The organism is Pseudobutyrivibrio sp. AR14, from assembly GCF_900101325.1.
Classification (GTDB): Bacteria; Bacillota; Clostridia; order Lachnospirales; family Lachnospiraceae; genus Pseudobutyrivibrio.
In genome coordinates this window covers 1-14,311 of record NZ_FMUY01000023.1, presented here as the reverse complement: position 1 = coordinate 14,311, position 14,311 = coordinate 1, and the positions used below count along the sequence as shown (strand labels likewise).

The following is a 14,311-nucleotide window of genomic DNA, read 5'->3' as shown; positions in this document are numbered from 1 at the left end:
TTAATTTCACATAAATTTCATAAGAAAAACTGCGTTAATATATAAAATTAATAATAGATTATGCCGATATGGAAATCGTAGTGGTATATCTACGTCTATTTTTTGTATAAAAAATAACAGAAAAAGAGGGTTGGCACATGAATAATAGCATGAATATTTTAAGAAGATTAATGGCTTTCTTGCTAGCATTGTTGCTTGTAACAACAATGGTTGGAGACGACTTTTACACTAGGGCTGAAGGTGAAGTCGTAGAAAGCACTGAAGAATCCGGAGGCGAGGAAAGCGCAGCGGCACCTGAGGAGAGTGTTGGAGGCGAGTATACTGCACCAGAGGGAGAAGCTTCTGTAGATGAAGCCGCACAAGTGGATGAGGCTGGAACAGGAGAAATTACGGGAGAACCAAGCATAGATGGCGATATCACAGGCCAGGATAATACAGGTATTGATAATCCTGTAATAGTAGACGAAAACGGAAATATTATTACTCCAGAAAATGGAAATGGAGCCTCAAATCAAGATGGGGCTAATAATGATGCCAACAACCCTAATCCTATAGATACACCAAGTGACGAGACAAATAACTCGATTACAGAAAACAATGGCTCTTCAAATGACCAGGTAACAGAAGATGAAACTGAGACTCCTAAGGTGGAGGAAGAATCTGATGAAGAGCTTGAGGAAGAAGAGCTAGAAGAAGAGGACGAGAAGGATAAAGAGTGCAAACACGAGTGGAAGTATATTAGCAATGGCGATGGCACACATGAGAAGATTTGCGCTCTCTGTGGTGAATCAGTGACTCAGGACTGCTCTATGGAAGATGGAGCATGTATTCACTGTGGATACACTGAAGAAAAAGAAGACGAATACGAGTATGAGTATGAATACACATCAAATGATGATGGTACTCATATTAAAAGAACTATAAAGCGCAACAAGAAAACAGGCGAAGAAGAAATCTCTGACGAGACAGAGGAATGCGAGTTTGATGCTGACGGCGTATGTATCCATTGTGGATTCAAGATGGAAGACATGGGATACAAGCTTGTATATACAAGAATCTCAAAGACAATCGATGGCGTAGTAATTACTGTAAAGGGTGAAATGCCAGAGAATTCAACAGTTGAGATCCAGCCAATAAGCCTTGATTATGCTGAGCAGATTCTTGACAATGCAGGAAAAGAAGATAACGAAGTATTTAGAGCTTACGATATTACAATTTACGATGCTGATGGAAACAAGTATCAACCACAGACTGATGGTGGCGCTGTTGAAATCACTGTAAGTGGTATTGGTGAGTTAAATGATGTAGATGATAGTGCAGTAGAGGTACACCGTGTAGAGGAAGGCAATGGAATCACAGAGCTTGACTCCAGCGTAAGTGGTTCTGACGTAACATTTGAGTCAGAGCATTTCTCATACATTATTATTTCTGCAGGAGAAACTATACCAGAAGATTCAATTACCATCCCACCTGGAACAAGTCTTGGAACAAGTGTACAGGCTACAAAATATACAAGAATAAAAACGGCACATATATATATTGAGCTTGATGCAGAAGAGGATGCGCCTACACTTACAGCTACATTCTATGATAGCAATAGCTCAACAAATGATAGACCAGGAGCCGGTACTGCAATAGCAACAGCAACATGTGCTGGAATTACTGCATCTAGCGCTGGTTGGTATAAGGCAGAATTTATTTTCTCATATGCAGCAGGAACTGATTCTTATGTAAATCCAGGAGATTATTATTCAATAGTAATTTCTGGTTTTGAAGGAGATGCTTATGATGTAAAGGTTGGGCTTAGCTCTCATAATACTTATTTCGTAGATGGGGATTCAGCTTCGCTACAGCAAGGACAGGCAGGAGCTATCTTTATTGATCCTGAAGAAATAGATGCTCCAGATGATGTAACAGGAATTACTATATCATCTCAGAACAAAACATTAGATGGTGACAAGATTTATTATTCAGTTGGTGAGACAGATAAGTTAATTGCCACACTGACACCTAATTATGCAAGATCAATTAAGTGGACAATAGATTCAGGAAGTTGTATTAGCCTAGGCTCAGATGGAAGCATTACAGCTAACTCTGCAGGTACGGCAGTAGTTCAGGCAAAATACAGTGACACTGTGTTTGCAAAGGTAACAATTACTGTATTTGCTATTTCACTTTCTGATACAACAGCAGGTTCATACACAACAAATTATTCAGTTGAGTATAATGCTCAGCCACAGAAGCCTCATGTAAAGCTTTCTGATGGAACAACAAACTATGGCGAGGACCAGCTTGGAAGCATTAGCTACTCAAGCAACAAGGATGCTGGTACAGCAACAGTAAATATTCCATATACAAGCTCTGGTGGAGTGACTTACACATTTGCAAAAGACTTTACTATTACTCCTAAGCTTTTGACATGGGATGCTAACTTTGCAAGCGCTAATTTTGTAATTGATACATCAAAGAACACTGTATCTTCAGTTACTGGAGCAACAAGTGGTCTTACAGATGTTCCACTTACACTGGGTACTGATTACACAGTAGCACTTTCTGATAAGACTACTGGTACAGCAGGAATAAGCTATAAAGTTACTATTACAGGTAAGGGTAACTACAAGACAGAAGATGGCTCTAACTATGGAACTTATGTTGTAGACACAAGTGCAGATGATATCTCAAAGTACCTTGAAGTACATTGGGTAAATGATGAGGAGCCTTCATTTGAATATACAGGAAAGGCTATTACAACTCCAACAGACGATTGGACAAATTACTTTATATTCTATGAGGCAGGCACAAAGAAAGTAGCAAGCTGGGTAGCACCTAAGACATCAACTGGTGGCAATACAACTGCTACATACACTGATAATGAAAATGTAGGTGATGCTACAATTAGCTTTGCTGTAGAGGGTTACAAGGGTACACTTACACTTCACTTTAATATTTATGAACTATCAATCAGCAATAACAGTAGCGTAGTAGCTACACTTGCTAAGTCAGAGTATACACGTACAGGCGAAGAAATAAGACCTGAAAGCGATCTTACTGTTACATTTAAGGTAGATGAGTCTACGACAAAGACACTTGTAAAGGATACAGACTATGAGCTTACTTATGCTAATAACACAGCAGCAGGAATAGCTACCATTACTATAAAGGGTATTGGAAACTTTACAGGTCAGCAGACAAAATCATTTACAATTACACCTAACTTTACAGATGATGCTGTAATCTGGGTAAATCAGAACGGTAATTATAAGGCTTCTAGCAGTACAGGATGGAAGTCAGGATATTCGAGAGTTTATACTGGAAGCGTGATTCAACCAACTGCACACTTATACTTGGGCGGTACTCGTTTGACTCAGACTCAGGTAAATAGTACAGCAGATGGTTACTATGTACAGTGGGCTGATAGCGTTACTTCTGACAAGCACAAGGCATCTGAGCTTACAGCTAATGCAGGTACAAAGTATCTTGTCTGCGTTGGTACAGGTAAGTATGATGGATTCTGCGCTGCAGCAGAGTATACAGTTTCAAAGGTAAATATTGGAACAAATACAGATATTAGCTTTAACTTAAATACTACTTCATTTACTTATACAGCAGATCCTGTAGAGCTTAAGAGAACAGACTATACATTATCATTTAATGGAACAGACCTTGTAGAAGGCGCTGATAAGGACTTTACAATTGTTTACAATAACAATCACACTGATGTAACTAATTCAGCAAGTTTCACAATCAAGGCCTCTGAGAACAATTACACAGGTTCATTAAGTGGTACTTTTGCAATTACACCAGCAACAATCAAGGATAGCAATATTACCCTTGAATACACAAGCATTGCTTATACTGGCGCAGAAAATAAGCCAATTGTTACATTGACACTTGATAATGGCAACTTTGTAAGTGCTAGCAATTACACACTTTCATACGCTAATAATATTGCAGCAGGAACAGCTACAGTTACAGTAACTGGTGTTAACAACCTTACTGGTGCAGTGCCTAAGACATTTACAATCACATCTAGAAGTGCGGCTAATTTAACAATAAAGCTCAACGGATATCAGGTAACTGACAGCGAGTTTAGCCCAGCAAGTGGTTCAAGTGATTTATATAAGTATTGCTCAAGCTATAAGCCAAAATATAGTGGAAAGAAGCTTAAGCCTAGTGTAGAAGTATTTGATGGAGCAGCACAGCTTAGCAGTACAGACTTTACATACACATATGTTAACAATGTAAATGTGGTTGAATATAATTCATCAAATGTGTCTACATTAAAGGCCAGCTATGTAAAGATTAGTGGTAAGGGCAACTATTATGGAACAGGAGATATCTATGTCTTCTTTGAAATCCAGCCTAGAGACATAAGTGCAAGTACAATTGATATAACAGTTGCTGCACCTGATTGGTCAGCAAGCCACACTGGAACATATAGTCCAGTAATTACAATTGTTGATAATGGCTCAGATTTGATATCAAGCAAACGCGGTCTAGCCCTTGATCCTGTCAATGATTATTCTGTAACAGCTGACAGCACAGCAACAAAGGCTGGCTCAGGCTATACAGCTACTATTACAGGTAAGGGTAACTATACTGGAACAGTAGAAGAGACCTACGGTGTTGGTCATGATATTTCAAAGCCTACAACAGTTGTACTTAAGAATCCTTATGATGCAACAGAGAATTATTCACTTTCAGAGGGATACTATCAGGTTGATTATATAGGTTCTGATAAGACTCCTTACGAAGTGCTTACAGTAGATGGTGCTACTTTGAGCTCTTCTGAGACTAGTCCTTCTAATTATCAGTATCTGGTAGAAAGTAGAACTTCTGATGCTGGATATGACCTTTATAACTCACATGGTGATCAAAACATTATTACTGTAGTACTTAAGGGTAATGAGGATAAGGGTTACTACGGTACATACACATACAAGTATAGAATCAAGAGAATTGATTTATCAGTAAACGGAAGCACTCCAAGCAATACTCATGTTTCAATTACATGTGAAAATAATCCTGCTACTAGAAAGTTCACAGGCGAAGAGATGAATGTGGCACATACTACTGCTGGAGATGGTGAGCTGACTATTACATACAAGGTGGGTTCTTTCTCAGAGGAGCTTAAGTATGGTGCGGATAACGACTATACAATGACTCCAGAAAACATTGGACCAGCAAAGGGAGTTACATCTGTCTCTGTTGCCGCAACAGCAGAAAGCAATTACAAGAATGGATTCAATTACACCTATACAATTGGTGATGGTGAATTAAAGAAAATTGATATTGCAGAAGGTGGTCAGGTTTACAAAGACGACAGTGGCGTATACTGGGTATACTACACTGGCTCTGCAATTAATATTGATACAAATTTAACTGTATACAATTCTGGCAATAAGCCGCTTACACAGGGTAGAGATTATACATTAAGCTATGATACATCAGGCCTTGTAAATGGAATTGGAACAATTACGATCACAGCAACTGGCGCTGGTAATTATGCAACTACATCTACTGCGACAGCTACATTTGAGGTACGTGCAATTGATGTAGGTGGAGATGACTTCAAGATAATAGTAGGTTCTCCTTACTATGAATTTACAGGAAGTCAGATTAAGCCAGCAGATATTACTGTATACTACGGAACAACTCTTCTTAGAGAAGATACAGACTATACATTAAGCTATGGTACAAATACAGTTCCTGGCAAGAACCTTAGCGAGAATTATGTTCAGGTAACAGGTAAGGGCAAGTACCAAGGAACGAAAAAGGCAAATATTAATATTTACCTGATGCTTAGAAACATGAGCATTTCCCAAGAGGGAAGCAAACTTGTTGCCAAGAATGGTCTTGTAAAGGTTGAGCTTGATAACACAACATTTACAGCAGGCGAGACACCTACAGCTTATGTTTACTATTCAACTGGAACTGATACATGGTCATCAGCTATTGAGGCTTCATACACAGTAGGCTCTGCTACAGAGTACAACTACACTGTTACAGGAAGCCAGCGACCAGGTAAGGGATCTGTTACAGTAACAGGTCAGAGCAGCGGCGCTAAGAATTTCGTCAGTGGAAACATTACATTTGACAATGTTCCATTTAAGACACCTATAAGCAGCGACGTTGCAAATGCAAGACTGCTCCAGAGTGACTTTGCATACACAGGTGGCGATGTAAATGTTGACGCATACATTGCACTTGCATACGGAGAGAAGGATGTGGACTACACAGTTACATATCCAACAGATATCAAGTCAGTAGGTGCTAAGAAGATTACACTTACAGCAAAGCCTGATTCTGCATATTACACTGGTTCAGTTCAGCTTACATACAATATTAAATACGATTTGAATGATGCAGAGATTTCTCTTTCTGGAACAGGAATTACTTACGGTGCAGATGGAGTATATCGTGCAGCATACACAGGCTCTGATATTTCATTTAGCGTGACTGTTGTATGTGGAGGAAAGACAGTTCCTTCAGCATCACTTGCAATCGACCCTAGTTCAAAGACAGTAAAGAATGTTGGAACTCACACTATTACAATTTCTAAGGGCGAAACAGCCACAGATGTAATGGGAGATCCTCAGACAATAGAACTTGAGGTAAGTGGTATTGATATCACAGATTACTATAGAGCCTTTAAGCAGAGCAATGGCTCATACGCTGATACATATACTGCAGAATTTACAGGCAATGATATTAAGCCTACTGTCTTAATTAAGCCTGAAGCAGATAGTGCTACAACACTTGTTAGAAATGTAGACTACACACTTGAGTATCATAACTGTATAAATGCTACTCAGACAGAGCGTAGTACATACGTAACAGTTACTGGTATGGGAGCATACTCTGGTACATTTAATATGTACTACACAATTACACCAGTAGATTTGTCTAAGTGTACTATAAGCGTAGAGCAGGCAGTATATGCAGGCCCTGGTGTTCCAGTGAAGCCAGCTGTAAGAATTACATATGGAACTCTTACACTTAAGCGTGGAACAGACTATCAGATTAATGATGAGACTGCGTACAAGAACAATGATATCGGCGCAACTGATTATCTTGAGGCTGAGGCCACCAGGATAGGTCAGCCATTTACTGCTTATCCTTCAGTAACAATCACACCTGGTACAAATGGTAATTATTCAATTGCCGGTGGAGCTTTAAATAAAGACTTTAGAATTAATAAATTAGATTTACGTAGCACAACAGTAACTATTGGAAAGACAAGTGCCGAATACACAGGAGATCCTGTGCCACTTGACAGCAGCATGTTAAGTCTTGAGGTAAATGGCACAATACTTGAATACAATAGCGATTATGAATTAACTATCCTTAATTCAAATAATGTTCCTGTATCTGAGATAGTAGATAAGGGAGATTATACAATTACAATTACTGGTATCAGAAGTTGTGACCAGTCAATAACAAAGAGATTTACTGTTACAGACAGATCAATTCCTGCAAACTATTTAAATGGCACAGGAAAAATCTCTATTACAGTAGGTGATGTATCTACAATTGGCGGTACACCAACAGTTGTTATTAAGGATGCAGGTGTGGCTGGAGCATCAGCAGAGAATCCAGTTACATTGAACGATGGTTCAGATCCTACAAAGCCAACAGACTATACAATTACTGTAGTTGGAAATGATAAATCCGGTGAAGGTGGATGGGATACTTCAAAGACTCAGGATTCTTACGGAAACTATGATGTAAAAGAAGGTTCACCTTATGTGATTATCACAGGTACAGGCAACTATAGTGGCGAGCAATTTAAGGTACCATTTAGTGTTGGTAAGTCACTTCCTGATCTTGCAGCAGAAGGTAAGTTCTCTTACCACAAGGATGGCACATACATTCAGGAGTTTACATACGACGGAGTAAGTCATTTACCTAAGCTTACAGAAGTATATGTTGTAGAGGATGATGGAACACACACAACTCTTACAGAAGGTACTGATTTTGAGATTCAGGTAGTAAACGAGTCTGGAGATGTTGATACAGTAAACGCAGGCGTTAAGACAGTAAACATCATCGGTAAGGGAAGATATTACGGCACAGTAACTGATTCTTACAAGATTAATACAAGAATCCTTGAAGGTGAGGTTACATGGAAGAATAGCTATACTCGCGATACAAGTGGAGTAAATATTGATAAGGTTACTCTTAAATTAGAGGGACCAGACCTTACTATACTTACAGCAGCTAAGTCATCTGAGATATTTGGCGATGCTTCATTCGCAGGCTACTATTATCAGGAATATGATGGAAAGCCAATTACACCTACTATCACAATTACTGATGGAGGTCTTGCAAGCGGCTCTACAGCACAGGTACTTAGAGAAAATGTTGATTACACAGTAAGATACGACGACAACAATAAGTACTATGATCCAACAGTTCCTGATGCAAAGATGGCATGCGTGACAGTTACATTCCCAACAGATTCAGGTAACTATGCAGGTTCAACAACTACTATTAAGGCATACTTCATAATAGGCCAGAGCTCTATCGGAGATGGTAAGTTCAAGGTACAGTTTGAGCGTGAAGATGAACTTCAGCTATTAGATTATGCATTTGACTACACAGGTACATATATAACACCAGCAGTTGTAGTATCTAACACATCTGATGCTAAGCTTAAGGAAGGCACAGATTACAGAGTTTACTATACAACTGAGTTGTTGGAAGACACTTCAACTGAAAGCCTAATCGAGGCTAACAAGAAGCAGCCAAGAGATCCTGGCAAGGGATATGTATATGTAGAAGGTATAGGAAGCTACAAGGGAGTCCTTTACAGAGAGTACAAGATTATGGCTAACATGGATCAGTGTACATTTGTAGGCTACAAGCCTGACGGTGTAACAATTGATACATCTGTTGAAGGCATTCCAGATCAGTTCCTTACAGGTCAGGAGATTGACCCAATATTTGCGGTAATTCTCTACAGATCAGATGGAACATACATGACTCTTACAAAGAATACTGATTATACAGTAGTTGTATCTTCTGATGACAACTATACAACAACAGGTAAGGTTACAATTACAGCTAAGAATCCTTACTTCAGAGGAGAAAAGGTAGGTAACTTCAATATCGCTCTTGATAAGAGCCTTATAAAGATTATCAACTTCAATGAGGAGTACATGTACACAGGCCGAGCTATTAAGCCAGACTTTGAGACAAATTATCCTAATATTTTAGTAGATGATAGTCTCACAGAATACTTCAGAAGAACTTACAATCCAAATGGTTCATACACTGATGTACCAGTTACTTCAGATGATGACCTTAAGAATGTAGGAACTATAGCAGCTACAGTTCACTGGTTCGTAGAAAGTGATCCTACTCAGACAGGTGAGCAGACAGTAGAGTACAAGATTATAGAGCGTCCAATTGACGATTGTAAGGTAGTACTTGCTAAGACCCAGAGATACACAGGTAAGGCCCAGACTCCAAGCTTTACAATATTCCTTAAGGTTGAGGATATTGATGGCAAGGCTAGAGTTTATACTCTCAAGGATTCTGACTACACTGTTACATACGGTGGAGAGATAAGCGGCACAGGTACAATTACAATTAAGGGTACTGGCAACTTCTCAGGAACAAGACTTGATAACTTTGAAATAGCTCTTTGGCCAATAGTTAACTTACATGTTACAGCATATACTCAGGATAGCATTTCAGTAGCATGGGCAAGAGATATGTATTCAGAGGGAACAGAGCTTGATATTGAGAACCTTGGAACAGGCGCAACTCAGACAGTCAGAGTAGAAGGCAAGGCAACAAGCTACACATTCAAGAACCTCACAGGTAGCACAAAGTACAGAATTTCAGCACGTGCTTATGTGGGAACTGGTATATTTAGCTCTAAGGATGTAAGCATCGAACAGGCAACTGAGATTTCAACAGCAGCATTTAGAGTTGCAAGTAACTCAGCTGGTTCAATGACAATTACATGTACAAATTCTGCAAGCGTAACCATGTACTACATCTACCGTGATGACAACACAACATCTAAGGCAGACGATACACTTATAGCAGTAATTCCTAAGTCATCTGGTGCAGAAACAAGCTACACCAATTCTGGCTTAACAAGTGGAAAGACCTACTATTACTACGTACAAGGCTACTACCTTGACAGCAACAAAGACCTAGAGCTTGTATCAGAATCTGATTACGTAAGCGCAAAGGCAAAATAAACAAAATTGAGGCAGCCCCATCTTCGGATGGGGCTGTTTTTTTGCCTTAATAAAAATAAGAAAAGTATTGTAAGAACAAGCGTTTTTCTATACAATTTAAGTATCTATTGATATTAGGATAGGGAAGGTATGTCTGAAAGAAAAAAGTTCATCATAGGCGGATTCGAATTTGAGACCTACTATGAGTACCGAGGAGCCCAGGAGGACGTTAGAAAAATAGAGTGCATCAACCAGGAACTTGATATTCAAGACCCTGAGGTGGCATTGCGCCTTTATAATGATATAAGAGACGGTATTATTACTTTTAACAGTCCAATTGGACAGCAGTACGCAGAGCATGTAGCAGATATAGTTGCCAAGAAATCAGCAGGCCTTCTTGATGATAGAGAGATTATCGAGGAAGCAGCTGGTAGAGCCAAGAGTACAAAGGCATTGGGGTATGTTTTTGTGGGTCTTGCGGTAGTGCTTATTGGTGTGTTTGCAAGTGTGGAGATCAAGGAAATTATTCACACTAGGAAGTTGGCAAAGCTTGACGACCAGGTACAGAGTGCCGCAAATGCCACAGGAAACACTAATAATTCACAAAATAATGTTAATAATAGTAATGTAATTGACGATATACATTCTGTAGAGAACCAAAATGGGGGTGAATCAGGAAATACTGCACCTGCAAATGAAATTGATGATGATTATATCCATAGTCAGTGGGATGCAAATTATGCAGCAGGAGAGAGACCAATCCTTCCTGAAATGAATGAATTATACTCTCAAAATAATGATTTTGTAGGAGTTCTTACAGTAGTAGATACAGATATCAACTATCCGGTTATGCAGACACCTAGCGATCCAGAGTACTATTTGAGACGTGATTTTTATGGTGAGAGCAGCACAGCAGGGACTCTATTTGTGGATTATAGGTGTGACATAGTTAATCCTACCACTAATACAATTATCTACGGACATAACATGCGTTCAGGTACCATGTTTGGTGGCCTCAAGAGATATCTTGATTATGATTATTATCAGGCGCATAAGACTATAATATTTAAAACTCTATATGAGGAGCAGACTTACCAGGTAGTAGGCGTGGGACTTTCCGAAGTAGGTTACGAGGACGATGACACCTACAAGTACTATGATTTTATAGATGCCCTGACAGGTGAGGAGCTTCAAGAGTTTATAGATAATATCCAAAGTTTATCGGTATTTGACGAGACTATTGATATTACTAGCGATGACAAATTATTAACTCTAAGCACATGCAATACATACACCGAAAACGGCAGAATGTTTGTTGTGGCTAAGAGAATAAAATAAATACAATAAACTATAATCTTTAAACATTTGGATTTAGGGATGGGAATGCTATGGCTAAGATGAAAAAGGGATTTTTGAAAAAACTAGGATGTATTCTTATTAGCGCATCTATTATTCTGACGGGCTTTACTTTCTTTGGCTCGACAACTTCAGAAGCAGAAGGTACCTGGGAAGGCAGTACCTATGTAGTTACAGATGGACATATCGAGCTAGGAGAGCTGATGGGATATGAAGACACCCTCACAGGAGTTACCTGCGATGGCAATCTTACTATCGATGACAGTGCTCTTTCAGGATTCAATTCACTTTCAACTATAAAAGTAAATGGAAATCTTAATCTAGGTCATAGTGCATTAAAGGGCGACGAAGCATTAAGCAGCGTTTCATGTGAGAGCATGTCAGGTGCAGATGCAACTACATTCCTTGGCTGTACTAATATTGCATTTAGTATTTCTGGCGGTGATTATTACATTCACAATAAGGGACTTTATACAGGCACAAAGCTTATATATGTTCCAAGTAAGGCTGTTTCAGACAACAAATACATCATAAAAGAAGGCACAACAGTTATCGGTGATTATGCACTTGATGATACATCAATTACTAATCTTTCATTCCAGAATAACAGTGCTTCTAGCATCCAGACTATTGGAACACATGAAAAATGGCCTACAGATGGAACACACATTAATATAACAGGCGCAGGACCTACAAGTCCTATAGTTGAGTATTTCTCACACAATTATCCAAACGTAATCTTAGACGGTGCTTCAACAACATACACAATCACAGTAAACGCTGTATGCGATGGCACTACATTTGATACATATACAACATTTAAGACAGAGGGCATCGAGCTCACTGTTAATGCAAAATCTTATGATGGCTACACAATTAGCGGAGATTCTTCTAAGGTAATAGCAGCAGATGCTGACGACACAATTAGCTTTACTTACACCAAGGATTCTCCAGGACCTACACCACCAGGTCCAGAGCCACCAGGACCTACTCCTACAACCAAGTACAATGTAACTGTTGTAGAGCAGGCGGCAGATGGCACAGTATTTAAGAACGAGACAAATCAATATGAGGCAGGTGCTACAATAAGCGCAACACCTCATGATGGCTATACAGCACAGGCTCCTACAACTTATACAGTAGTGGCAGCTGACAATCAGTCAGTTACATTTACCTACACTAAAAATGGTAGCGGTGGTGGCACCGGTGGAGGTGGTTCCGGCGGTGGCTCATCTAGCGAGAGCAGCACCCCTGCTCCTGTTGTGAAACCAGGTACTGTATCAGCTGAGGCACAGACAACAAACAAGTATCACATCACAGAGGGTGCTAACCAGACAGTAGTAGCTGGCTCAGGCCCAGTACGTATCGTATGTGATGGTCCAGTTGACAAATTTGCATATCTATTAATAGATGGCAATGAAGTAGACAAAGCAAACTACACAATGGAGTCTGGCTCTACAATCATTACTCTTACAAAAGAGTACGTAGCTAACCTTGCAAATGGTGATCATGCTGTGCAGTTCCAGTACACAGATGGTTATGCATTTACAACACTTAAAATTACAGGCGGTACAGCAGCTACAACAACTGCTGGCAAGACAACAACCACCGTTACATACAAGGTAAGTTCAGACGGCTCAATTTCTTCAGGACACACACAGGACAGTACTCCTAAGACAGCCGACGGATTTGATAACAGATATCTTCTTTGCCTTGCAATCTTCTTACTTGGAGCAGGCGCAATTCTTTTCAGCCGCCAGAAGAAGTTAGAAGCAATACTTGAAAGCCAGAGAGATGAGTATTAAACAGGTGGAAAAATGATTATTGAAACTATTATTTATGTGGCATTAATAATTGGATTATTTATGGTATGTGATAATAGCTTATCAAGGAGGTACTATGTCCCATTTAAGGTGGTATGTAGTGCCTCCTTTTTGGCTATTCTATTCATTAACCATTATTTTTCAGAGAAGCTGACAATGATGATGTGGGCTCTTTTTGCATGCTTTGTAGGTGATATTCTAATGGGTCTCTACAACACCTACACTCGGAAGGAGTTTATGATACTTGGCATTATATCCTTTATGATAGGTCACGTTGGTCTATTAAACTATATGTGCCGAATTACAGACAGAACTAGTGCCCTAATCTACATTCTGCCTTGTATATCATGTGTCTTACTGGCATGGCTGAGAAGCCACTTTAGGCTCCATATGGGCAGTTTATTCGTGCCATGCTTAATCTACTGCTACTTCATCACTACAATGACGCTAAAGGCCCTAGAATGCGGCTTACAGGGTATGCTATGGCTTGCCATTGCCGGAATCCTCTTTTGGATTAGCGACTTCACAATCATATTCCTATATTTCTATCACTACAGAAGCAAATCAATCAAGCGCATAGTCCACTTCATAAATCTAGCCACATACTATGCAGCCATCTTACTATTTATATTTAGCTTATAACCCATTTATTCACAGCGCCAAGTAGGCTAAAAGCCCTGCCCCGCCCTGCCACCGGGGTGTGGAAACCTTGCAAGAATATTATGTTTTTCATATATGCAAAGTTCACATCTCTTATAGGCATGTGTCTTTTTCAAGCCTCCACAGTTTTCAAAAAAGTAGCTACTGTGCGGACACACCGTACGCGTAGATGGCAGTTTAAAAATGGTTCTGAGGGTGTTATGGGCGATTTTGGAATGAACTTAGAAAAATATAAAGCAGGTTTTGTAATATATTTGCAGCTGCCGCTAGGATGGC

At 39.5% G+C, this 14,311-nt stretch carries 5 protein-coding genes; all 5 read left to right on the top strand.

Annotated features, from left to right (window positions below; genetic code table 11):
* Nucleotides 1-137: 137 nt before the first annotated feature.
* Entirely contained in the window at nucleotides 138-10,217 is a 10,080-nt protein-coding gene (locus BLP50_RS13565; RefSeq protein WP_090155700.1) for a fibronectin type III domain-containing protein, read from the top strand.
* A 129-nt stretch (nucleotides 10,218-10,346) separates the two neighbouring features.
* On the top strand, nucleotides 10,347-11,534 hold the full coding sequence (locus tag BLP50_RS13560; RefSeq protein ID WP_090155698.1) for a class B sortase: 1,188 nt from the start codon (nucleotides 10,347-10,349) through the stop codon (nucleotides 11,532-11,534).
* A gap of 50 nt (nucleotides 11,535-11,584) precedes the next feature.
* The gene (locus BLP50_RS13555; RefSeq protein WP_090155695.1) at nucleotides 11,585-13,357 is read left to right on the top strand and encodes a hypothetical protein; all 1,773 of its coding nucleotides are present in this window, start codon (nucleotides 11,585-11,587) and stop codon (nucleotides 13,355-13,357) included.
* Between the two features lie 12 nt (nucleotides 13,358-13,369).
* Nucleotides 13,370-14,017 (top strand): lysoplasmalogenase family protein, encoded by a 648-nt coding sequence (locus BLP50_RS14655; protein WP_090488452.1) that lies wholly within the window; start codon nucleotides 13,370-13,372, stop codon nucleotides 14,015-14,017.
* 80 nt (nucleotides 14,018-14,097) lie between these two features.
* Nucleotides 14,098-14,311: hypothetical protein (locus tag BLP50_RS14465; protein ID WP_207645746.1), on the top strand; the 214-nt coding region annotated here is incomplete at its 3' end.